This is a genomic window from Blattabacterium cuenoti (assembly GCF_014251695.1).
GTDB classification, from domain to species: domain Bacteria; phylum Bacteroidota; class Bacteroidia; order Flavobacteriales; family Blattabacteriaceae; genus Blattabacterium; species Blattabacterium cuenoti_T.
Genome location: NZ_CP059195.1, coordinates 469425 through 493927, shown reverse-complemented (window position 1 = coordinate 493927; position 24503 = coordinate 469425). Strand labels below are relative to the sequence as shown.

The 24503-nt window shown below is 27.0% G+C and carries 20 protein-coding genes and 7 tRNA genes; 22 read left to right on the top strand and 5 right to left on the bottom strand.

The annotated features are described in order from the left end of the window. Positions 1 to 5: 5 nt before the first annotated feature. A complete protein-coding gene (rny, locus tag H0H62_RS02400; RefSeq protein ID WP_185860604.1) occupies positions 6 to 1577 on the bottom strand; it encodes a ribonuclease Y in 1572 nt (523 codons plus the stop codon). Between the two features lie 249 nt (positions 1578 to 1826). On the opposite strand from rny, the gene H0H62_RS02395 reads away from it, so the two are divergent. From H0H62_RS02395 to rplS, 9 genes are all read left to right on the top strand, one after another. Continuing rightward, positions 1827 to 2981: a cysteine desulfurase family protein gene (locus H0H62_RS02395; RefSeq protein ID WP_185860603.1), complete on the top strand. Its 1155-nt coding sequence runs from the start codon at positions 1827 to 1829 to the stop codon at positions 2979 to 2981. A gap of 61 nt (positions 2982 to 3042) precedes the next feature. Further along, on the top strand, positions 3043 to 3696 hold the full coding sequence (locus H0H62_RS02390; RefSeq protein ID WP_185860602.1) for a succinate dehydrogenase cytochrome b subunit: 654 nt from the start codon (positions 3043 to 3045) through the stop codon (positions 3694 to 3696). Positions 3697 to 3705: 9 nt separating this feature from the next. Further along, positions 3706 to 5730: a fumarate reductase/succinate dehydrogenase flavoprotein subunit gene (locus H0H62_RS02385; protein WP_185860601.1), complete on the top strand. Its 2025-nt coding sequence runs from the start codon at positions 3706 to 3708 to the stop codon at positions 5728 to 5730. 22 nt (positions 5731 to 5752) lie between these two features. Further along, the gene (locus H0H62_RS02380) at positions 5753 to 6517 is read left to right on the top strand and encodes a succinate dehydrogenase/fumarate reductase iron-sulfur subunit (protein WP_185860600.1); all 765 of its coding nucleotides are present in this window, start codon (positions 5753 to 5755) and stop codon (positions 6515 to 6517) included. A gap of 19 nt (positions 6518 to 6536) precedes the next feature. After that, the gene (locus tag H0H62_RS02375) at positions 6537 to 7493 is read left to right on the top strand and encodes an acetyl-CoA carboxylase carboxyltransferase subunit alpha (RefSeq protein WP_185860599.1); all 957 of its coding nucleotides are present in this window, start codon (positions 6537 to 6539) and stop codon (positions 7491 to 7493) included. Between the two features lie 75 nt (positions 7494 to 7568). Then, on the top strand, positions 7569 to 9131 hold the full coding sequence (gene dnaB, locus H0H62_RS02370; RefSeq protein ID WP_185860598.1) for a replicative DNA helicase: 1563 nt from the start codon (positions 7569 to 7571) through the stop codon (positions 9129 to 9131). A gap of 15 nt (positions 9132 to 9146) precedes the next feature. Beyond that, the gene (locus H0H62_RS02365) at positions 9147 to 10373 is read left to right on the top strand and encodes an ABC transporter permease (protein WP_185860597.1); all 1227 of its coding nucleotides are present in this window, start codon (positions 9147 to 9149) and stop codon (positions 10371 to 10373) included. 54 nt (positions 10374 to 10427) lie between these two features. After that, a complete protein-coding gene (gene glmM, locus H0H62_RS02360; RefSeq protein WP_185860596.1) occupies positions 10428 to 11816 on the top strand; it encodes a phosphoglucosamine mutase in 1389 nt (462 codons plus the stop codon). Positions 11817 to 11838: 22 nt separating this feature from the next. Beyond that, a complete protein-coding gene (gene rplS, locus H0H62_RS02355; RefSeq protein WP_185860595.1) occupies positions 11839 to 12183 on the top strand; it encodes a 50S ribosomal protein L19 in 345 nt (114 codons plus the stop codon). Between the two features lie 73 nt (positions 12184 to 12256). Here rplS and H0H62_RS02350 read toward each other — a convergent pair whose 3' ends face one another. Continuing rightward, positions 12257 to 12490, bottom strand: coding sequence for a hypothetical protein (locus tag H0H62_RS02350; RefSeq protein WP_238784124.1), 234 nt, complete (start codon positions 12488 to 12490; stop codon positions 12257 to 12259). Between the two features lie 222 nt (positions 12491 to 12712). Between H0H62_RS02350 and guaB the strand changes: the two genes are divergently transcribed. Next, positions 12713 to 14179, top strand: a complete 1467-nt coding sequence (gene guaB / locus H0H62_RS02345; RefSeq protein WP_185860593.1) for an IMP dehydrogenase — start codon at positions 12713 to 12715, stop codon at positions 14177 to 14179. 4 nt (positions 14180 to 14183) lie between these two features. On the opposite strand, the gene H0H62_RS02340 is transcribed toward guaB, so the two are convergent. The 3 genes from H0H62_RS02340 to mutS all read right to left on the bottom strand — a co-directional run bounded on the left by H0H62_RS02340 (position 14184) and on the right by mutS (position 16972). Beyond that, positions 14184 to 14268: transfer RNA gene (locus H0H62_RS02340), tRNA-Leu, on the bottom strand. 8 nt (positions 14269 to 14276) lie between these two features. Next, positions 14277 to 14349: transfer RNA gene (locus H0H62_RS02335), tRNA-Gly, on the bottom strand. Between the two features lie 49 nt (positions 14350 to 14398). Then, complete coding sequence (gene mutS, locus H0H62_RS02330; protein ID WP_185860592.1) at positions 14399 to 16972, bottom strand: DNA mismatch repair protein MutS; 2574 nt, start codon at positions 16970 to 16972, stop codon at positions 14399 to 14401. A gap of 52 nt (positions 16973 to 17024) precedes the next feature. On the opposite strand from mutS, the gene ileS reads away from it, so the two are divergent. The 12 genes from ileS to rplK all read left to right on the top strand — a co-directional run bounded on the left by ileS (position 17025) and on the right by rplK (position 24498). Continuing rightward, positions 17025 to 20492, top strand: a complete 3468-nt coding sequence (gene ileS / locus H0H62_RS02325; RefSeq protein ID WP_185860591.1) for an isoleucine--tRNA ligase — start codon at positions 17025 to 17027, stop codon at positions 20490 to 20492. Next, the gene (locus tag H0H62_RS02320) at positions 20489 to 20881 is read left to right on the top strand and encodes a TraR/DksA family transcriptional regulator (protein WP_185860590.1); all 393 of its coding nucleotides are present in this window, start codon (positions 20489 to 20491) and stop codon (positions 20879 to 20881) included. Before ileS ends, H0H62_RS02320 begins: the two co-directional genes overlap by 4 nt. Positions 20882 to 20887: 6 nt before the next feature. Continuing rightward, positions 20888 to 21544 (top strand): lipoprotein signal peptidase, encoded by a 657-nt coding sequence (locus H0H62_RS02315; RefSeq protein ID WP_185860589.1) that lies wholly within the window; start codon positions 20888 to 20890, stop codon positions 21542 to 21544. A gap of 84 nt (positions 21545 to 21628) precedes the next feature. Next, a tRNA-Thr gene (locus tag H0H62_RS02310) sits at positions 21629 to 21702 on the top strand. A 3-nt stretch (positions 21703 to 21705) separates the two neighbouring features. Continuing rightward, positions 21706 to 21789, top strand: a tRNA-Tyr gene (locus H0H62_RS02305). A gap of 11 nt (positions 21790 to 21800) precedes the next feature. Further along, positions 21801 to 21876: transfer RNA gene (locus tag H0H62_RS02300), tRNA-Gly, on the top strand. A 23-nt stretch (positions 21877 to 21899) separates the two neighbouring features. Continuing rightward, positions 21900 to 21971, top strand: a tRNA-Thr gene (locus H0H62_RS02295). Positions 21972 to 21997: 26 nt separating this feature from the next. After that, the gene (gene tuf / locus H0H62_RS02290) at positions 21998 to 23185 is read left to right on the top strand and encodes an elongation factor Tu (protein ID WP_185860588.1); all 1188 of its coding nucleotides are present in this window, start codon (positions 21998 to 22000) and stop codon (positions 23183 to 23185) included. A 26-nt stretch (positions 23186 to 23211) separates the two neighbouring features. After that, positions 23212 to 23284: transfer RNA gene (locus tag H0H62_RS02285), tRNA-Trp, on the top strand. 16 nt (positions 23285 to 23300) lie between these two features. After that, the gene (secE, locus tag H0H62_RS03100) at positions 23301 to 23486 is read left to right on the top strand and encodes a preprotein translocase subunit SecE (RefSeq protein ID WP_185860587.1); all 186 of its coding nucleotides are present in this window, start codon (positions 23301 to 23303) and stop codon (positions 23484 to 23486) included. Between the two features lie 12 nt (positions 23487 to 23498). After that, entirely contained in the window at positions 23499 to 24053 is a 555-nt protein-coding gene (gene nusG / locus H0H62_RS02275; protein WP_185860586.1) for a transcription termination/antitermination protein NusG, read from the top strand. 7 nt (positions 24054 to 24060) lie between these two features. After that, the gene (gene rplK / locus H0H62_RS02270) at positions 24061 to 24498 is read left to right on the top strand and encodes a 50S ribosomal protein L11 (protein WP_185860585.1); all 438 of its coding nucleotides are present in this window, start codon (positions 24061 to 24063) and stop codon (positions 24496 to 24498) included. The last annotated feature ends 5 nt before the right edge of the window (positions 24499 to 24503 follow it).

Sequence of the window (24503 nt, the reverse complement as noted above, 5' to 3'; positions counted from 1 at the left end):
TTTTATTATTTAGCTATTTGTACAGCTCGAGTTTCTCTAATCACTGTCACTTTAATTTGACCAGGATAAGTCATTTCATTTTTTATTTTTTCTGTTATATCACAAGATAATTGAAAAGCTTTTTTATCATCAATTTTATCACTTTCAACTAATACACGCAATTCTCTTCCTGCTTGTATAGCAAATGCTTTATTAACTCCATCAAAACTAAACGCTATATCTTCCAAATTTTTTAGTCTTTTTGAATAAGATTCAAAAGAATTTCTTCTCACTCCAGGACGAGCTCCACTAATAGAATCTGAAACTTGAACTATGGGAGATATTAATACTTTCATTTCTATTTCATCATGATGTGAACCTATAGCGTTACTAACTTCCATATTTTCTCCATATTTTTCTGCCCATTGCATTCCTAGAATGGCATGAGGAAGTTCTGATTCGTTTTCAGGTACTTTTCCTATATCATGTAACAATCCAGCTCGTTTTGCCAGTTTTGAATTTAATCCTAATTCAGAAGCTAATATTCCTGATAAATGAGCGACTTCACGAGAATGCTGTAAAAGATTCTGTCCATAAGAAGAACGATATTTCATTCTTCCTACCATTCGGATTAATTCTATATGTATTCCATGAATTCCTAAATCTATAATGGTTTTTTTTCCTACTTCTATTATTTCTTCTTCAATTTGTTTTTCTGTTTTAGATACTATTTCTTCAATTCTAGCTGGATGTATACGTCCATCTATAACTAATTTATGAAGAGCTAATCGTGCTATTTCTCTTCGTATAGGATTAAAACAAGATAAAAGAATAGCTTCTGGAGTATCATCTACAATAATTTCTACTCCGGTTGCTTTTTCTAAAGCTCTTATATTTCTTCCTTCTCGTCCAATTATACGACCTTTTACATCATCTGATTCTATGTTAAAAACGGATACCGCATTTTCAACTGCTTGTTCTGTTCCAATCCTTTGAATAGCTTGAATGACAATTTTTTTTGCCTCCATTTTTGCAGTTAATTGTGATTCTTCTATAATGTTTTGTATATGAGTTTGTGCTTTTGCTTTTGCTTCTTCTTTAAGAATTTCAATTAATTCATTTTTAGCTTCTTCAGAAGAATAATTAGATATTTTTTCAAGTAATTCTACTTGTTGAATATGCATATTTTCAAATTCTTCTTGTTTATTTTTAAGAATTTTATATTTTTTTTCGTAATCATGTATTTGTACTTCTAAACGATTATTTTTTTTAAAATAAATTTCTATTTCTCTAGATAATCGATTTTCTTTCTCTCTTGTTTTATTTTCTGTGTCAATTATTTTTTTTTCTCTTAAATAAACATCTTTTTCATGTTTAGATTTAAGTTCTACAAATTTTTCTTTTGCTTGAAGCATTTTTTTTCTTTTTATGGATTCTACTTCTTTCTCTGCATTTTTTATGATTTTTTTTGCCTGAAAATTAGCTTTTTCTAATAATTGAATATATTTTTTTAATATAATTTTTTTTCCAAAAAAATAACATATAATAATTCCAATCAAAAACCCCATTATGACCGAAAATCCAACATTTATTTTCATATTCACTCAATTTAAATAAAAATAAAATAGACATTTTAATGACATTATTAAAACAACAAATATTTAAAAAAATCTATAAGGATTCTTTTTAAAAATTACTTTAAAATATCTTTACTAAACCCCAATGTAATTAGGATAAATATACAAAATTAAAGATGAGATTTTTTATTAAAAAATATTTTTAACAAACAGAATTTGAATACATTATATATTTTTATGTATATATATGTACAAAATTTTCAATAGAAAATGAAACGAGCATATTTGGATAACGCAGCTTCCACTCCTATAAGAAATGAAGTTGTGAAAGTAATAATTCATACATTAAAATATTCATTAGGAAATCCTTCTTCGATACAGCATAGTTATGGAAGAGAAACTCGTTCAATTTTAGAGGAATCTAGAATTTGTATTGCAAAAAATATTAAAGCTTCTCCTTCTGAGATTATTTTTACTTCAGGAGGAACTGAAGCTAATAATCTTGTATTAAGATCTTCAGTTTTAGATTTAGGTATAAGACATATTATTACCTCACAATTAGAACATCCATCTGTATTACAAACAATTTTAGATTTATCTATTAGATACAAAATATCTGTAGATTTTATTTCAATTGATAAAAAAGGAATATTAGATTTTAATAATATGGAAGAAATTTTGAGAAACAATATACATAAAAAAATACTTGTAAGTTTAATGTATGCTAATAATGAAATTGGGAATTTATTAGAGGTAGATAAAGTAGTTTTTTTATGCAAAAAATATAATGCTTATTTTCATTCAGATACCATACAAGTTATAGGAAATCTTCCTATTAATATGGAAAAATTATCCTTTGATTTTGCTACTGCAAGCGCACACAAATTTTATGGCCCAAAAGGAGTCGGTTTTGCTTTTATAAGAAATAATATTTTAAAAAAAATGAAGCCTTTGATTACTGGAGGAGTTCAAGAATATGGAATTCGTTCAGGAACGGAAAATATACATGGTATAGCAGGATTATCAGAAGCTTTTCGATTATCTTGTTGCACTTTTACAAGACATATAAAAAAAATGCAAGATTTAAAATCTTATTGTATTTCAGAACTGAAAAAAATAATTCCTAACATCATTTTTAATGGATTATCATCTCATCCTGATAAAAGTATTCCCTCTATATTAAATTTTTTATATCCTACGAAAAAAGATTATTTATTATATTTTCATTTAGATTTAATGGGAGTTGCTGTTTCTAAAGGAAGTTCTTGCAATAGTAATCCTAAAAAAACATCTCATGTGATTCAATTGATAACAGATAGATATTTATTAAATAAAACAATGCCTATTAGAATCTCTTTTGGAATTTTTAATGAAAAAGGAGATATAGATACCCTTGTAGAAGCTTTACAAAAAATTAGAAAATGAGAAATTTTAATAATAAATATAAAATATCTTATTTATATTTACTAAAATCAAATTAAAATCAGTGAATCATTGTAATTTTTTTCAATCCTCTATTGGAAAAAAAGTGGTTATGGCTACTACAGGTATTTTTTTAATGATTTTTTTATTATTGCATTTGAGTGTTAATTTATTTCTATTTTCAGGAGAAAAAGCTTTTAACGAAGCTGTTTTTTTTATGAGAAAAAATATATTTATTCGAATGATGGAATATGTTCTTGCTGTAGGTTTTTTTATTCATATTTTATTAGGAGTTCAGTTACATTTAACAAATAAAAAAATAAAAGGAGAAATTGATTATGCTATGAATTCTTATTTAACTACTTCATTTAGTAGTAGAACAATGGTATATACAGGTATTTTAATTTTATGTTTTTTGGGTTTACATCTTATCAATTTCATGATTCCTATGAAATATTCAGATCCTCGTCATTTAATTTCAGATTATGATATAGTTGTTACCTTATTCAAGAATCCTTATTATACATTTATATATGTATTTTCATTTTTTATTTTGGGGATTCATTTAAATCATGGATTTCAATCTTCTTTTCAATCTTTGGGTCTATCCAATAAAAAAAGATTGGTTTGGATACAAAGATTCGGTTTTGTGTATTTTTGGTTTATTTGTTCTGGATTTTCTATTATTGCTATTTGGTTTTTTTTTAATGATAACTAATATTTTTTGATGAAAGATATTTTAAATTTCAATTCGAAAATTCCAGTCAGTTCGTTACCTAACAAATGGAAAGATCATAAATCAACTTTAAAATTGGTATCTCCTAACAATAGATCCAAGATTGAAATTATTGTTGTTGGAACTGGACTTGCAGGTGCTTCAGCTTCCACTTCGTTGTCAGAATTAGGATATAGAGTGAAAGCCTTCTGTTATCAAGATTCTCCAAGAAGAGCACATTCTGTAGCGGCACAAGGGGGTATTAACGCTTCTAAAAATTATAAAGGAGATAATGATTCGGTTTATAAACTTTTTTATGATACAATTAAAGGTGGAGATTATAGATCTAGAGAAGCAAATGTTTATCGTTTAGCAGAGATATCTTCTAATATTATAGATCAATGTGTTGCCCAAGGGGTTCCATTTGCTCGTGATTATGCTGGATATTTAGAAACTAGATCGTTTGGTGGAACAAAAGTATCTAGAACTTTTTATGCAAAAGGACAAACAGGACAACAACTTTTATTAGCATGCTATTCTTCTATGTCTAGACAAATAAAAATAGGAAGGGTAAAAATGTATAATCGTCATGAAATGTTAGATTTAGTTGTTGTAGATGGGGTAGCCAAAGGTATTATTGCAAGGAATCTTATTTCCGGTGAAATAGAAAGGCACGCAGCACATGCTATAGTCATTGCTTCAGGAGGGTACGGAAATATATTTTTTTTATCTACTAATGCAATGGGTGCTAATGCAAGCGCTATATGGAAAGTTCATAAAAAAGGAGGATTATTTGCCAATCCTTGTTACACTCAAATACATCCTACTTGTATTCCAGTACATGGAAATTATCAATCTAAATTAACATTAATGTCTGAATCATTGAGAAATGATGGAAGAATATGGGTCCCAAATAAATTAGAAGATGTTATTTTCATCCGGAATGGGTCTAAAAAACCTAAGGAGATAAATGAAGAAAATCGAGACTATTATCTTGAAAGACGCTATCCTTCATTTGGAAATCTTGTACCAAGAGATGTGGCTTCTAGGGCAGCTAAAGAACGTTGTGATAAAGGATTTGGAATAGAAAACAATGAAACCAAAGAAGGTGTATTTTTAGATTTTAGTTTTTCTATAGAAAAATATGGAAAAGAAAAAGCGAATGAACTTGGAATTCAAGAACCTAGTTCATTAGATAAACAAAAATTAGGAGAAGAAATAATGGAATCTAAGTATGGTAATTTATTTCATATGTATGAAAAAATTACCAATGATAATCCATATAAAACTCCTATGAAAATTTATCCAGCAGTACATTATACTATGGGAGGATTGTGGGTTGATTATAATTTAATGTCTTCTATTCCTGGATGTTATATTATAGGAGAAGCAAATTTTTCTGATCATGGAGCAAATAGACTTGGAGCCTCTGCATTAATGCAGGGATTGGCTGATGGTTATTTTATTTTACCATATACCATAGCGGATTATTTATCTGAATGTATCACAGAAAAAATGTCTACAAAACATATCGCTTTCCAATTATCAGAAGAAAATGTTAAAAATAGAATTCAAAAACTTATTCAAAATAATGGAAATATGTCAGTTGATTTTTTCCATAAAAAACTTGGAAATATTATGTGGAAATATGTAGGAATGAGTAGAAATCATGTAGGTTTATATAAAGCTATAAAAGCTATACAAGAACTTCGATATGAATTTTGGAAAAATGTTTTTATTCCGGGAAATATTGATGATGGATTAAACTCTGAATTAGAAAAAGCTGGACGTGTTGCTGATTTTTTAGAATTAGGAGAATTAATGGCTATGGATGCTTTAAAGAGAAACGAATCTTGTGGAAGTCATTTTCGTGAAGAATATAAAACAAAAGAAGGAGAAGCTCTTCGTGATGATGTTCGTTATAAACATGTTTCTATATGGGAACACAGGAAAAATCATCTTATAAGTGATGAAATTATGCATAAAGAAGATTTAAATTATACTTTTATCAAAGTACAGCCCCGTTCTTATAAATAAATAAAATATAATCCAAGATTGTATGAAAAAACTTATGAAGTTTAAGTTAAAAATATGGAGACAAAAAAACCGTGAGGAAAGGGGGAATTTTAAAACTTATCAAGTTTATAATGTCTCTCCTGATAGTTCATTTTTAGAAATGTTAGATCTTTTAAATAATCATATTATATGCCAAAAGAAAGATTCTTCTACTATATCATTTGATCATGATTGTCGTGAAGGGATTTGTGGAATGTGTTCTCTATATATTAATGGAAGAGCTCATGGCCCCGATAATTTAATTACCACTTGTCAACTTCATATGCGTCATTTTCATGATGGAGAAACTATATATGTAGAACCTTGGAGAGCTACCCCTTTTCCTATAATTAAAGATCTTATCGTAGATAGATCTTCTTTTGATAGAATTATTATATCAGGAGGGTACATATCTGTAAATACATTTGGAAAAACAATAGATGGAAATATGATTCCAATTCACAAAGAACAAGCAGATAAAGCTTTTGATGCGGCTACGTGTATTGGTTGCGGTGCATGCGTAGCTGCATGCAAAAATAGATCGGCAATGTTATTTGTTTCAGCAAAAGTTTCACAATTTGCTTTGTTACCTCAAGGAAAAATAGAGAGAAAAAAAAGAGTTATGAATATGATAAAAAAAATGGATGAAGAAGGATTTGGAAGTTGTACTAATACCAGAGCATGTGAAGTTGAATGTCCAAAGGGAATATCCACAGAGCATATTTCTTTTATGAATCGTGAGTATATTCAATCATTTACTGCTACTTAATTCTGTTATTTTTTTGAAAATGGAATATTTAGATTTTGAAAAACCAATACAAGAAATTAAGGATCAATATGTAAACTGTATCCTAATAGAAAAAAAAAGTGGGATAAATATGAAAGAAGTTTGCAATCAATTGAAATTTAAATTGGAAGAAACCATTAAAAAATTACATAGTAATCTTACCCCTTGGCAAAGAGTTCAATTATCTAGACATCCAAATAGACCTTATACTTTAGATTACATAAATTCCATAACAAACAAAGATTCTTTTATAGAATTACATGGAGATCGTCATTTTGGTGACGATAAAGCTATCGTAGGAGGGTTTGGAAAAATTGAGGATCATACTTTTATGCTAATTGGCACTCAAAAAGGAAAAAATACCAAGGATAGACAGTATAGAAGGTTTGGTATGCCTAATCCAGAAGGATATAGAAAAGCTTTACGTCTTATGAAATTAGCAGAAAAATTTGAAAAACCTGTTATTACTTTCATTGATACTCCAGGAGCTTTTCCTGGAATTGAAGCAGAAACTAGGGGACAAGGAGAAGCCATTGGTAAAAATATTTATGAAATGATGTGTTTAAAAGTCCCCATTATTGTTCTAATTATAGGAGAGGGAGCTAGTGGAGGAGCCTTAGGAATCGGAATAGGAGATAAGGTTTCCATGATGGAAAATTCATGGTTTTCCGTTATTTCTCCTGAAAGTTGTTCTACAATACTTTGGGGAAATCGAGATAATAAAGAAAAATCAGCAGAAGCATTGAAATTAACTGCAGAAAACATGCATAAATTGAATCTTATAGATGATGTGATCAAAGAACCTTTAGGAGGAGCTCATTTTTGCCCTGAAAAAGCTTATAAACTTGTTAAAAAACAAATTATTAAATATAATAAGCAATTATCTGAAATTCATATAGAATCCCTTATTCAAAATAGAAAAAATAAGTATATTTCTATTGGTTTTTTTAACGAATAAATTTTCATAATTCTATATACTATTTAATATATTTTATATATACTTCACTTTATTGTGTTTATTTAAAAAAATTTTATGAGTAAGATTAGACAGGAAGAAACGAATAAATTTTGTTTTGATTCAATAAATAAAAAAGGTAAAATTCCTCCTCAAGCATTAGATTTAGAAGAAGCTATAATAGGGGCTATTATGATTGATAAAAAAGGGTTAGATGAAGTTATTGATATCCTTTTTCCTGAAATTTTTTATAAAAAAAAACATCAAGAAATATTTATTTCTATACAAAAATTATATCATAATTCTAAACCGATAGATCTATACACTGTTTTAAATGAACTTCGTAGAACTGGAAAATTGGAATCAATAGGAGGAGAGTTATATTTGATTGGATTAACACAAAAAGTTATTTCTTCTGCACATATAGAATATCATAGTCGTATAGTAGTACAAAAATTTATTTTAAGAAAATTAATTAGTATATCTTCTAGTATTATTCAAAAATGTTATGAGGAAAGTACAGATGTTTTTGATCTTTTAGATCATGCTGAATCAAAACTTTTTGAGATTAATCAAAAATATTTAATAGCCAAAAAATACGAAACAACTCAATGTCTTATACAAAAAGCTATTGAAAAAATTCAAAAAACAGAAAAAGAAGGATTAAGTGGTATTTCTTCTGGATTTCATAAATTGGATCATATTACTTCTGGATGGCAAAATTCTGACTTAATTATATTAGCTTCTAGACCTGGAATGGGAAAGACAACTTTTATGTTATCTATGGTAAAAAATATAGTTGTAGATCAAAAGATTCCAATGATAATTTTTTCATTAGAAATGTCTTCAATTCAATTAATTACCAAGTTAATTTCATCAGAAACCGGTATTTCTTCAGAAAAAATAAAAAGAGCTAACTTATCTAAATTAGATTGGGAATGTTTGTTACATAAAACAAAAAATTTGAAGAATGTTCCTTTATTTATAGATGATACCCCATCTTTATCTATATTTAGTTTACGTGCAAAATGTCGTCGTTTAATATCCCAACATGGAATTCAATTGATATTTATAGATTATATGCAATTGATGGGAATTAATGATCATGGGACTAAATTACAAAATAGAGAACAAGAAATATCAGTTATTTCTAGAAGTCTTAAATCTATAGCCAAAGAATTAGACATTCCAATAATAGCTTTATCTCAACTTTCTAGAGCAGTAGAAACAAGAGGGGGGAGCAAACGCCCTGTATTATCTGATTTACGAGAATCAGGAGCTATTGAACAAGACGCAGATATAGTTTTATTTATTTACAGACCTGAATATTATGGATTTAAAATTTGGGATTCTGAAGAAGATAATGACTCTTGTATAGGTCAAGCAGAAATTATAATCGCTAAACATAGAAATGGAGGATTAGATAAATTTCGTTTAAAATTTATAAGTGATAAAGCTCAGTTTATTAACTTAGAAGAAAAAAAACATACTTTATTAGCTTGGGAAGAAGATTACAAAAAAAATGTTATTGATAAAGAAAATTTTTTTATATCTCCTCCTTATGAAAATATTGAAGATAATACATTATCGGAATCTAATATGGATTTTAATAATGATAATTGTTTAGATGAAGATATTTAGAATTAAAAAATCAAATTGAATTTTGAATGGTTTTTTGCCAAAAAAACGGTTTGGGAGGATTGTAGGAAAAATAAAACTCTACGAACAATAGTCATTATAACACAAACAACAATAGTTTTCGGTTTAATTATATCTTTTTTAACTTTTTCTATAGGATTTGGTTTTAAAGAGATTATAAAAGATAAACTCTTAAATGTTAAGGGACAAATTCTTATACAGAAGGATAATTCAAGAATAAGCTTTCCTAAATTTTCTGTAAAAAAAAAGAAATTTTTATTGAAAAAGTTTTTTAAATCTAATTTAGTTAAACAAATTCATGGAATTGCAGAAAATAATGTGATTATTTCTACAAATAATAAAATAGATAGATACATATTCAAAGGTTTGTATGAAGATTATAATCCTGTTTTTTTTCAATATTTTTTTATTACGAATAATTTTTTCAAAAAAAAATTCTTGTGTAAGAAAAATATTTTTTTATCTAAAAAAGTATCCTTGTTACTAGGATTAAATATTGGATCCAATGTTAAAATTGGTTTTTTATCTTTTAATAAAAAAAGAGGTCCTATTATTATCTATAAAAAATTTCAAATTTCTGGTTTATATGAAACGGGAATCCCAGAATTTGATGATGTATACATTATTGGAAATATTAAATCTATTCAACAGATTTACGGATGGAAAAAAGATTTTGTAGAAAAATTTGAAATTTTTATTTCCTATGATAACATAAAGAAAAAAATTTTTAAAAAAATTCCTAATAATTTTTTAGTAAAAACCATTCAGAATCATCATGATATTATAAAATGGATAAATGTATTTGACGTAAATATTATCGTTATTAGTCTTATTATTTTCGCGTCCGTAACCATTAATATGGTTGTATTTATTCTAATACTTCTTTTAGAAAGAATCAGAACTATAGGTATTTTAAAAACTTTAGGAGCGAAAAATCAAATAATACATAAAATATTTTTGTTTTATATCATACAAATATTGATCCCGGCATTAATTGTAGGAAATAGTATTGGGATTACTTTATTAGTATTACAAAAAAAATTTCATTTAATATCATTAAATAAAATGGAATATTTCGTTGATTTTGTTCCTATTCTTATAAAAATACCTCATATTATTATTATAAACTTATTTGTTATTTTGATTTGTTTTATGACAATTTTTTTTCCTTCTTTATTTTTTATTAATAAAATATCTCCTATAAAAGTTATAGAATTTGAATAAATCAAAAAATTTTATTTTGTATTTTTGTTTATAATAAAAAAATTCAATCAGTTTTTGACACTTGTAAAATCTTCATCTGGAATAAGAGGAACATTAGGAGGAAAGGTTGGATATGGTTTCTCTCCCATAGATATAATTCAATTTTTAGCAGGATATGTTTCCTGTATGAAAAGAAAATATAAAAATAAAAAAAAATTTTTTTTCATATTAGGTAGAGACGGAAGAGTTTCTTCTCTTTTATTTCAACAATTTTTAATAATTACTTTTCAAAGTCTTGGAGTTGATGTTATAAATATTGGTTTATCTACTACTCCTACAGTTGGAATTGCTGTTATGAATGAAAAAGCGGATGGAGGTGTAATGTTAACGGCAAGCCATAATCCTAAAAATTGGAACGGATTAAAAATGTTTAATTCTTATGGAGAATTTTTATCTGAAGAAGATTTTAAAAAATTGTACTATATAGCAGAAAAAAAATATTTTAATTTTTCCTCATATAAAAAATTAGGGAATCTTTTTTATAAAGAAAATTATATTCAGAAACATATAGAAAAAATTCTTTCCTTGCCTATCATAGAAAAAAATATAATTCAAAGAGCTAAATTAAAAATTGTGGTTGACGGAATTAATTCTACAGGAGGGATAGCTGTTCCTATTTTATTAAAATATTTAGGGGTTCATGTTATTAAAATGTATTGTGATCCTCATGGTGATTTTGTTCATAATCCTGAGCCTATTGAAAAAAACTTAAAAAAAATATGTAAAAAAGTACCGGAAATAAAAGCGGATTTAGGAATTTCCGTAGATCCTGATGTGGACCGAGTCGTGTTTATTTGTGAAAACGGAGATTTTTTTGGAGAAGAATATACTTTAGTATCCATAGCAGATTATATATTGGAAAATAAATTGGGTCCTGTTGTTTCTACTTTATCATCTTCTCATGCATTAAAAGACCTTTCTGTTAAAAAAGGAGTTCCTTATTATTCTACTCCTGTTGGAGAAATACATGTTATAAAAAAAATGAAAGAAGTTCATGCTGTTGTTGGAGGAGAAGGAAATGGAGGTATTATTTATCCTAATTTACGTTATGGAAGAGATGCATTGATTGGAATTGCATTATTTTTAACTCAAATAGCTAAACTTGATAATATTCCATTATCTAAATTAAAAAAACGATATTCTAATTATTTTATGACGAAAAAAAAAATTAGATTTTCTTCTCATGAACGAATTAAAATGTTATTAACAATAATAAGAAAAAAATATAAAGGAAATAAGATGGATTTTAGTGATGGAATTAAAATTTATTTTAAATATAATGAATGGATACATATCAGAAAATCAAATACTGAAAATATTATTAGAATACACACAGAAAGTACTTCAAGGAAAAGAGCTGATTTTTTATCAAAAAAAATCATATATGAAATAAAAAAATTATGAATTATAATAATATAATAAAATCATGTCTCAAAATATTATAAAATACACAGAAGATAAATTTTTATCTAAAAATCATTTTCCATTGTTTTATTCAGGAGATACAATCACTATTTTTTTCGAAATTAAAGAAGGAGAAAAAAAAAGAGTTCAATCTTTCAAAGGTGTGGTTATAAAAAAACAAGGAAAAGGATTAACTAAAACATTTACTATTCGTAAAATAAGTGCAGGGATAGGAATAGAACGCATATTCATCTTTAATCAGCCTAACATACGAAAAATAGAAGTAAACAAAAAAGGAAAAGTTAGAAGATCTAAAATTTATTATTTTAGATCTCTAAGAGGGAAAAAGGCAAGAGTAAAAAGTTAATAAACGAAAAAAAGAGTATATACTCTTTTTTTCGTTTATACTTATTCACTTTCTTATTCTTAATTCTGAAGTACTATTTATTACTTTTATCGTTTTCTTCAGTTGTTACTTTGTCTTTTTCATTGTTGTTTTCCTCATTATGATTTTTGGAGGAATCCTCCCCAGTTGCAGGAGGTGTATTTGTGTTAGTAGAATCTGTTTGATTTTCATTATTATTAGTTGTTTTTTCCTCTTCTGTTGTAGTAGAGTTACTTTCATTTTTATTTTTGTTGTTACAACTAATAGTAAATAAAAATATTGCTAACAAAATCGTAGTGACTGTAATTCTTAATTTTTTCATCATAATCGATAGTATTTCAGTTATTACATATTCTGGGCAAATTTATATAAAAATTTGGAATGAAAAAATATATCATTATTTGTAATCCTTTTAAAAGAAAGGACAACTAAATTTTAATTTTTCTCTTTAGTTTGAAAATAAGAATATTATGTCTTTATAAATCGTTTATATATTTTAAAAATAAAAATTATGTCTTTAAATAAAAAGATTTTAAAAGAAGCTCTTACTTTTGATGATGTTTTACTTGTTCCTTCTTATTCTTCAATTCTCCCATCAGAAGTTTCTCTTAAAATTTCTCTAACACTTGATATTACTATGAATATTCCTATATTAAGTGCAGCTATGGATACAGTGACAGGATCCTCTTTAGCTATATCCATAGCTAGAGAAGGAGGAATAGGAATTATTCATAAAAATATGAATATAGAAAACCAATCTGAAGAGGTTTATAGAGTTAAAAGAAGTGAAAGTGGAATGATAGATGATCCTATTACTCTTTCTAGAAATTCAACATTAAGATATGCTCAATATCTTATGAAAAAGTTTAAAATTTCTGGATTACCTGTTATAGAAAAAGATTATTCATTAGTAGGAATTATTACCAGAAGAGATATAAAATATCGTATTGATTTAGATTCTTTAGTTGAAGAAGTGATGACAAAAGAAAAGTTAATTACATCTAATAAAAATATAACTCTAGAAGAAGCCAAAAATATTTTATTGAAAGAAAGAATAGAAAAATTGCCTATTGTAGATGATTGTAATAAATTAGTAGGATTAATCACGATTAGAGATATTGATAATCTAATTGAATATCCTAACGCTTGCAAAGATTCTAGGGGTCGTTTACGTGTAGGTGCGGCTATTGGAATAGATGAAAGAACATTAGAAAGAGTAGAATCTTTAGTGAAGATAGGTGCGGATATTATAACTATAGATTCAGCGCATGGTCATTCTTCTAAAATATTAAAAACAATAAAATTGATTAGACATTCTTTTCCAAAAATAACATTATTAACAGGAAATGTAGTGACCATGGAGGGGGCTAAAGATTTGATAGATGCCGGGTCAACTGTTTTAAAAGTAGGCATTGGATCTGGGTCTATCTGTACAACGAGAGTCATAGCTGGAGTAGGGATGCCACAAATAACGGCTATTAATGATGTATATGAATATGCTAAAAAAAGAAATGTGAGCGTTATTTCTGATGGAGGGATCAGATATTCAGGAGATGTGGTCAAAGCGATTGCTGCTGGAGCTAGTTCTGTTATGATTGGAAGTTTATTTGCAGGAACAGATGAAGCTCCAGGAGAAGAAGTTATTTTTCAAGGAAGAAAATTTAAAACTTATGTAGGGATGGGGTCATTAATAGCAATGAAAAGAGGAAGTAAAGATCGTTATTTTCAATTTAACGAGAAATCTGTTCCGGAAGGAATAGAAGCAATAGTTCCCTATAAAGGGAAAATGAAAGATGTAATTTATCAAATTTGTGGAGGATTGCGTTCCGGAATGGGATATTGTGGAGTTTCCTCAATTATAGAACTGATGAAAACAGGTAAATTTGTGAGAATCACTAATTCAGGATTAAAAGAAAACCATCCACATAGTGTAAATATAACTAAAGAATCACCGAATTATTTTAATTATAGTCAGTAAAAAATACCCGGAACGGGATTTGAACCCGTACGATCACAATGATCACAGGATTTTAAGTCCTGTGTGTCTACCAATTCCACCATCCGGGTGCTTAAAAAGCGAGAAACGGGATTTGAACCCGCGGCCCCGACCTTGGCAAGGTCGTGCTCTACCAACTGAGCTACTCTCGCACAGATTTGAAATGACTAATTTAAATACACTTTATATATATAGCAAATTTTAATAATCCAATAAATTTTTAATCTCATGAATTTTAATAGCTGCATCTTGCACTGATAAAGAATCAATATTTTTTATTGTTTTTATAGAAAAAATTATTTTTTTTAATAAATAAAAAATTTTTTTTTTATTCATTTCCGTTTTATTTTTTTTTGATTTTAATGTATTTAATATTTTTTTCGCTTTTTCAATAATTTCTACAGGCATACCCGATATTTTCGCTACATAAATTCCAAAACTATCTTTACTTTCTCCAATTATTAGTTTTCGCATAAAAATAATGTTATCATCTGTTTTTTTTACAGATACATGATAGTTTTTTATTCTTTTAAAAAAAAGACTCATTTCATTTAATTCATGATAATGTGTGGCAAATAAGGTTAGAGGACGTACATTTTTTTCATGTAAAAATTCAATGATCGATTTTGCTATTGAAATTCCATCATAAGTACTAGTTCCTCTTCCTATTTCATCTAAAATGATAAAACTTCTTCTGGAAATATTATTTAATATATTTGCTGTTTCATTCATTTCTACCATAAAAGTCGATTCTCCTAAAGAAATGTTATCGGATGCTCCAACTCTACTGAATATTTTGTCTATTAATCCTATTTTTGCATATTTAGCAGGAACAAAACTACCAATGTGAGCCATCAGTATAATAATAGCAGTTTGACGTAAAATAGCCGATTTTCCTGCCATATTAGGTCCTGTTATGATTAATATTTGTTGATTTGATTTATTTAAAATAATATCATTAGGGATGTAAGAAGTTTTAGCAATGAATTGTCTTTCAATGACTGGATGTCGTCCTTTTATTATTGATATTTTTAAGGAATCGTTTATGTTTGGTTTAACATAATTATTTTCTAATGCTAAATTAGAAAAAGAACATAATACATCTAATTTTGCAATTATTTTTGCATTTTTTTGTAAGGGTTTTATTATTTCTAATATTTGATTTGTTAGATTATTAAATATCTCTTTTTCCAAAGAAAATATTTTTTGTTCGGCATTAAATATTTTTAGTTCATAATTTTTTAACTCTTCAGTAATATACCGAACTGAATTCGTCAATGTTTGTTTTTGCATCCAGTGAGATGGGACTTTTTCTATTTTAGAAATTTTAACTTCAAAAAAATATCCAAAAATATTATTAAATCCAATTTTTAGATTATTAATTCCTGTTTTTAATTGTTCGATTGAACAAAGTTTTTCTAAATATTCTTTTTGAGAAAAGTACATCATACGAATTTCATCTAATTCCTTAGAAAAACCTTTAATGATAACATTTCCTTTTCCTTTTTCAATTTGATGTGGAGGGTTTTCTTGTATCGTATTAGCAATTTTTTCACATATAAAATTACAATCTTGAAAAGAACTTCCAATATTTGTAAGAATTTTAGATTCTTGAGATAGAAATTTTTTTTGTATTTTGGTTATGGAAATTAAAGATTTATATAATGTATACATTTCACGTGGAGAAATTTTTCCAACAGCGATTTTTGAAATTATTCTTTCTATATCATAAACATTTTTTAGTTTTGTTTTGATAAAAGTACGTATCATATTATTAGTGCATAATTCTTGTACTATTTGATGACGTTTTTGTATATAAAATAAATTTTTTAAAGGAAAAAGAATCCAATTCTTCAATAACCTTCCCCCCATAGGAGTGATAGTATAATCTAGTATCTTTATTAAAGAAACTCCTTCTTTATGTAATGGATAAAATATTTCTAAATTTCGAAAAGTAAAATCGTCTATCCACATGTATTCTTTCCTTTTGATTCTTCGTATATTAGAAATATGTTTTATGTTTAAATGTAGAGTATTATGTAAGTAAGATAAAACGGCTCCACAAGAAATAATACCTAATTTTAAATCATTTATTCCAAAGCCTTTTAATGAATTTATTTTAAAGTGTGATGTTAATTTTTCATATGCCAATGAATAATCAAACATCCAATCTTCCATAATAAAAGTATAGTATTTTCCTTTTAACAATTGATCGAAGAATTTTTTTTCCTTTTTTTGAAAAAGAATTTCACTAGGATGAAAATGTTTTAAATATTGTAAAATATTATTTTTTGTATCTTCTGTTACAAAAAATTCACCAGTAGAAATATCTAAAAAACTTAAACCAAAATATTTATTTTTTTCTACGTGAATAGAAGCTAAAAAATTGTTTGATTTAGGAGGTATAATATTTTCATTTATGGTTACTCCTGGAGTAATAAGTTCTGTTACTCCTCTTTTTACAATATTTTTACCTTTTTTTGGTTCTTCTAATTGATTACAAATAGCTACACGAAATCCTGAACGTATCAATTTTGGTAAATAAGTACTTAAAGAATGGCAAGGAAAACCTGCTAAATGTATATGAGATCGTTTGGTTAAAACGATATTTAATGTTTTAGAACATTTAATGGCATCTTCTCCAAAAGTTTCATAAAAATCTCCAACTTGAAATAATAAAATTGTATCTGGATATTTAGTTTTTATATTATTATATTGCTTTATTAATGGAGTTTCTTCTTTTTTTTTGCAAGAAAAGGTTTCATTTTTATTCATATAAAAGTATAATTATTAAAATAGAAGATTATTAATTTATCATTATAGCTTTATGTCAAGAATATTTATAGAATATAAAAAATTGAATCTTAGTCAGATAACCATAGAAATCTCTCAATTTTGGAAAAAACATAATTTTTTTCAAAGTAATTCTAATTTTTGTAATAAAAAAAATCCCCTTTTATATGTTTTATATGAAGGGCCTCCATCTTTAAATGGTAATCCTGGAATTCATCATATTCTAACTAGAACTATAAAGGATATTTTTTGTAGATATCACACACTTAAAGGTAAAAAAGTATTTAGAAAAGCAGGTTGGGATGCCCATGGCCTTCCAGTAGAATTAAATGTGGAAAAGAATATGGGAATTACTAAAAATGATATAGGAAAAAAAATTAGTGTAAAACAATATAATAATTTTTGTAAAAATTTTGTCAATAAATCATTAAAAAAATGGCAATCATTTACAGATAAAATAGGATATTTTATAGATTTAGATAATTCCTTTATTACTTATAATACAAAATATATAGAAAGTATATGGTGGTTAATCAAAAAGTTATATAATAAAAATCTTATTTATAAAGGTTTTACAATTCAACCTTATTCTCCGGCTGCAGGAACAGGATTAAGTTATCATGAATTGAATATGCCGGAAACTTATAAGGAAGTGAAGCAATTATCTCCTTTTTTAAAATTTAAGGCAATTAAAAATACTTTACCTGAAAGATTTCAAAATATTTTAGGTGATATATATTTTATATCATGGACAACGGCTCCTTGGACTATTCCTTCAAATACAGCATTAGCTATTGGTTTTGACATAGACTATGTATTAGTGACAACCTATAATACATATACGTTTTTAAAAGAAAGTATTGTTTTTTCTGAAAAATTAATTCATAAAATATTGTTATCAAATCAATTTTATTCTGTGTCAAGTAACATTGAGTTAGATATTAATAATATAAAAAAAAACCATAAAATCCCTTATTTTATAGTAGAAAAATTTAAAGGAAAAGAATTAATATTCAGTAAATATGAACAATTGTTACCTTGGTTCAAACCTTATTATAACGAAAAGAATGCCTTTCAGATCGTAATAGGAGATTTTGTTAATGTCAATGAAGGAACAGGAATTGTTCATATTTCTCCAACATTTGGAATGGATGATTTTATGGTGTCTAAAAAATATAATATTCCTCCAATGTTAGTTTTAAATGAAGAAAATATACCTGTTCCTTTAGTTGATTTTCAAGGAAAATTTATAAAAAATTTTCCTTACGGATTTTCAGAGAAATATGTTAAAGATGAATTCAATACAAATCAAAAAAAATTTTTTTCAGTAGATAAAGAAATAATTTTTTTTCTAGAAAAAGAACATAAAATATTTAGAACGGAAAAATATATTCATTTTTATCCACACTGTTGGAGAACAGAAAAACCAATACTTTATTATCTATTAAATTCATGGTTTATAAAAACTACAGATATAAAAGAGAAAATGATTACTTTGAATCAAAAAATTCAATGGTATCCTGATTTTACAGGGAAAAAACGTTTTGATTCTTGGCTAAAAAATACAAAAGATTGGAATCTTTCACGTTCTAGATATTGGGGGACCCCACTTCCTATTTGGAGAACCGAAAAAGGAGATGAGGAAATTGTAGTAGGATCAATTAAAGAGTTATTTTTTGAAATTCAAAAATCTATTAAATATGGTTTTATGTCACATAATGTATTTGAAGATTTTATATTAGATGATATGAGTGACAATAATTATGATAAAATAGATTTGCATAAACATATTTTGGATGGGATCATATTGACTTCTTCCAAAGGGACCCCTATGAAAAGAGAACCGGATTTAATTGATGTGTGGTTTGATTCTGGTGCTATGCCATATGCTCAATTTCATTATCCATTTGAAAATAAAGAATATATAGATAAAAATTTATTATTTCCCGCTGATTTTATTTCGGAAGGGATAGATCAGACAAGAGGATGGTTTTTTACTTTGCATACTATTAGCAGTTTATTATTTGATTCTATAGCATATAAAAATGTTGTATCAACAGGATTGGTTTTAGATAAAAATGGTCGTAAAATGTCAAAAAGTAAAGGAAATTCTATAAATCCTTTTGATTTAATAGACAATTATGGCCCTGATGCTATACGTTGGTATATTATATTTAATTCTGAGCCTTGGGAGAATTTAAAATTTAATATAAATGAGGTTCATACTGTTATAAATAAATTTTTTGGAACCTTGTATAATATCTATTCTTTTTTTGTTTTATATGCTAATATTGATGGTTTTTCTTATAAAGAAAAAGAAGAAGAGTCTTTAAATTATTATACAGGATTAGATTTTTGGATTCTTTCTGAATTAAATACTCTTATTAAAGAAACAGATAATTATTATGCCAATTACAATCCAAGTAAAGTTGCTCGTTTGATTTCATCTTTCGTTTTAGATAAATTAAGTAATTGGTATGTTAGATTATGTAGAAGAAGATTTTGGAAAGAAAAATATACAAAAAATAAAATATCTGCATATCAAATTCTTTATAAATGTTTAATTGTTGTAGCTAAGTTAATTTCTCCCATTGCTCCATTTTTTTCTGAAAGATTATATGTGGATTTAAATTCTGTTACTGAAAAAGAAAATTTCAAAAGTGTTCATATGACAAGTTATCCTATTTATGATTCTAATTTAATTAATAAAAAATTGGAAAATAGGATGCTTTGGATTCAGAAAATAATAGCAATGGTTTTTTCTATAAGAAAAAAAAATAAAATAAAAATTCGTCAACCTTTGCAAAGGTTGCTAATTCTTATTTCTGATGAAAAAATGCGTTTACAATTGGAACAATCGTCTGAAATTATATTTCAAGAAGCTAATGTAAAAAAAATAGAATTTCTTTCCTCTTACAAAAATCTTGAATTAATCAAACATATTAAGCCTAATTATCAATCTTTGGGGCCTAAATTTGGAAATAAAACTCAAAGTATTTCTAATATTATAAAAAAATTTAGTCAAAAAGAAATTAGAGAAATAGAAGAAAATAAAAAATGCGTTTTTTTTCTTAAAGAAGAAAAAATTCATATTTTTTTAGAAGATGTAAAAATTATTACTGAATATATTAAAGGTTGGTCGGTTTTATTTGATTCAAAATTAACGATAGCATTAGACTTACGTATTACAGATTCTCTTTGGAAAGAAGGTTTTCTTAGAGAATTAATTAGACATATACAAAAAATTAGAAAAGATCGTAAATATGATGTAATTGAAAAAATATTTGTATATATAAGTATAAAAGGAAATGATATATATCGAAATAAAGTACAAATTTTTTTGCAAAAAAAAAAAGATTTTATTTGTAAAGAAACTCTTGCTATAGATGTTTTTTTACAAGAAAATGTAACAAAATATGAAGAAGAGGAAGAAAAAATATATTTTGAAGAAAAATTCATATTATATATGCAGATTCGAAAATCTGAAAATGTAAAAGAATGAAAGGACTAGTGAAACAAAGATATTCTATGGAAGAAAGAAAAGAGTTTCGTAAACTTATACTTGATAAATTGAAAAAAGCAAAAAAGGATTTATTAATTTTTAAGGAATCATTTTATAATGATAAAAACAATGGAACAGATGATACTTATCCTACTTTTAAAGCTTTTGAGGAAGGATCAGAAACCTTAAGTAAGGAACAAAACGCTAAAATTGTGGAACATTTACAAATGTTTATAAGAAGTTTAAATGCGGCTTTGATTAGAGTGGGAAATAAAGATTATGGAATTTGTCGTATTACTAAAAAATTAATTCCTAAAGAACGTCTTATGGCAGTTCCTCATACTACTTTTAGTATTGAAGGGAAAAGATTGGTAGAAAAAAATAAATAAATTTTTTTGAAAAAATTTATTTTAATGATTTTATCTATTTTATCAATAGATCAAATTTTAAAAATTTATATTAAAACTCATTTTGAATTAGGAGGCGGAGTTTACATCCTTTCTTTTTTTCGTATTTTTTTTGTAGAAAATCCAGGTATGGCTTATGGGGTAAATTTTTGGACAGGATATCATGGAAAAATACTGTTAAGCATTTTTCGGTTTTTTTTTGTTTTTTTTATTTCTATTTTTCTTTACAAGAATATAAAAAAAGGGAATTCTAAATATTTGACTATTCCTATTAGTTTAATTTTATCTGGAGCTATGGGAAATTTTTTGGATAGCGCTTTATATGGATTATTATTCGATACAGGAACAATTTATAGCCAAGAAGCAAAAAAATGGATTCCTTATTTTGGAATATCTAAAATAAATTCTTCTTTTTTTGAAAAAAAAAATGCAGGAGGATATGCTTCCTTTCTGGAAGGATGTGTTGTAGATATGTTTTATTTTCCTATAATAGATACTAATTTTCCTGATTGGCTCCCATTTATTGGAGGTTATAATTTTCAATTTTTTAAACCCATTTTTAATTTATCCGATGTTGTGATATTCATTGGAGTGTTTTCATTATTTATATTTCACCGTAAAATTAAAAATGTAAAAGTTTTATAAGGTTTATTATTTTTTTGAGAATTATAAAAATCTCTATAGATTTGTATTTTCTTGATTTTCATTATTACAAATAAAATTTGAGTAGCCGGTGTAGCTCAGTTGGTCAGAGCACGTGATTTGTAATCTCGGGGTCGTGGGTTCGAATCCCTCCATCGGCTTTTGGGGAGATACTCAAGTCCGGTTAACGAGGACAGACTGTAAATCTGTTGGCATTGCCTTCGCAGGTTCGAATCCTGCTCTCCCCATATATTATATGGCGGAAGTAGCTCAGTTGGTAGAGCATCAGCCTTCCAAGTTGAATGTCGCGGGTTCGAATCCCGTCTTCCGCTCCATGAGAATAATATTACCATATATGGCCAATGTAGCTCAGAGGTAGAGCACTTCCTTGGTAAGGAAGAGGTCACGGGTTCAATTCCCGCCGTTGGCTTTTTTTTAACTTTTAATAATTTTATCATGGCAAAAGAAAAATTTAAACGAGACAAACCACATGTAAATATAGGAACCACAGGTCATGTAGACCATGGGAAAACAACTTTAACTGCTGCAATTACAAAAGTATTATCAGAAATTGGGTTAGCAGAAGAAAAAAGTTTTGATGCAATAGATAATGCTCCTGAAGAAAAGGAAAGAGGAATTACTATTAATACATCTCATGTAGAATATGAAACAGAAAAAAGACATTATGCACATGTTGATTGCCCTGGACATGCAGATTATGTTAAAAACATGATTACAGGGGCAGCTCAAATGGATGGAGCTATTCTAGTTGTAGCTGCTACAGATGGACCAATGCCTCAAACTAGAGAACATATCTTATTATCACGTCAAGTAGGAGTTCCAAAAATTGTTGTATTTATGAATAAAGTAGATCAAGTGGATGATCCAGAATTATTAGAGTTAGTAGAAATAGAAATTAGAGAATTACTTTCGAAATATGAGTATGATGGAGAAAATATCCCTATCATACAGGGATCCGCATTAGGAGCTTTAAATGGAGAAAAGAAATGGGTAGAAAAAATAAAAAATTTAATGGAAGTATTAGATACTTATATTCCTGAACCTATTCGTGAAATGGATAAACCCTTTTTGATGCCTGTAGAGGATGTTTTTACTATAACAGGAAGAGGAACAGTAGCCACAGGTCGTATTGAGAGTGGAATGATTAATACAGGAGATTTAGTTGATATAATTGGAATGGGAGAAAACAAATTATCATCTACAGTAACAGGAGTTGAAATGTTTAGAAAAATTTTAGATAAAGGTCAAGCAGGAGATAATGTAGGTTTATTGTTACGTGGAATAGAAAAAAAAGATATTAAAAGAGGAATGGTAGTTGGGGAACCAGGATCGGTGAAACCTCATAAAAAATTTAAGGCAGAAGTATATATTCTTACAAAAGAAGAGGGAGGAAGACATACTCCTTTTCATAATAAATATCGTCCTCAGTTTTATTTAAGAACAACAGATGTTACAGGAGAAATTCACTTATTAGATGGAATAGAAATGGTAATGCCTGGAGATAATGTTTCTATGGAGGTTGATCTGCATCAACCTATAGCATTAAGTGAGAATTTACGTTTTGCTATTCGTGAAGGGGGAAAAACGGTAGGAGCGGGACAAGTTATTCATATAATGGATTAATTTTAACACTATAATATAATTTTAAAACGGATGTAGCTCAGTTGGTAGAGCATCGGTCTCCAAAACCGAAGGTCGTAAGTTCGATCCTTACCGTCCGTGCATTGATTATTCGTGTATGAAAACAAATAATTTTTTATTAGAAATTTATAACGAATTTTTTTATTGTATTACATGGCCTAAATGGGAGGATTTACAATCAACAACAATGATTGTGTTTTTTTTTTCCATATTTCTATCCATATTTTTATATGGGGTGGATGGTTTTTTCATTTTTGTGATTAAAAAATTATTTTCTTTATAAAATTATATATTAATGAGTGATTTAGAAAGAAAATGGTATGTAATAAAAACCATGAGTGGACAAGAAAATAAAGTGAAATCATATATTGAGAATGAAGTTAGAGATAATGGATTTCAAGAATATATAGGAAAAGTATTAGTCCCTATTGAAAAAGTTATACAAATGAGAAAAGGGAAAAAAATTCATAGAGAAAAAGTTCATTATCCTGGATATGTTATGGTAGAAGCAAATTTAGAAGGAGAAGCTGCACATGCGATAAAAAACGTTCCAGGAGTTATAACTTTTTTAAGTGAAGGAAAAGGAGCTTCCGCCATTCCTATCCCTATGAGAACAGAAGAAGTAAATAAAATGTTAGGAAAAATAGATCAACTTTCTGAAAGTTATGAAAATATTAGTATTCCTTTTTTAGTAGGAGAAACAATTAAAGTTATAGACGGTCCTTTTACAGGATTTAATGGAACGATTGAAAAAATAAATGAAGAAAAAAGAAAATTAGAATTAGCCGTTTTAATTTTTGGAAGAAAAACTCCATTAGAATTAAATTTTACACAGATAGAAAAAATCTAAGTAAATCATGATCAAAATAAGAAAAAAAGCGATAAAAAAAATTAAAATACAGAATATTAATGGAGGAAAAGCGAGTCCAGCCCCTCCTATAGGTCCTATTTTGGGGAGTTCTGGAGTTAATATTATGGAATTTTGTAAACAATATAATTCTCTTACTCAAAATAAAATAGGAGAAAAATGTCCCGTCGTAATAACTGTGTATGAAGATAAATCATTTTCTTTTTTGATCAAAAGACCTCCAGTTTCTATTCAGTTGTTGAGTGCAATAAAAAAAGAAAAAGGATCTAAAGAATCTAATCGTTCGAAAATAGGAAGAATAAGTTTAAATGAAATCAAAATAATAGCGAAAAATAAAATGGAAGATTTTAATTGTTTTTCGATTGAGTCTGCTATATCCATGATTTCCGGTACGGCTAGATCTATGGGAATAGAAATTGATAGTTAGTTAAA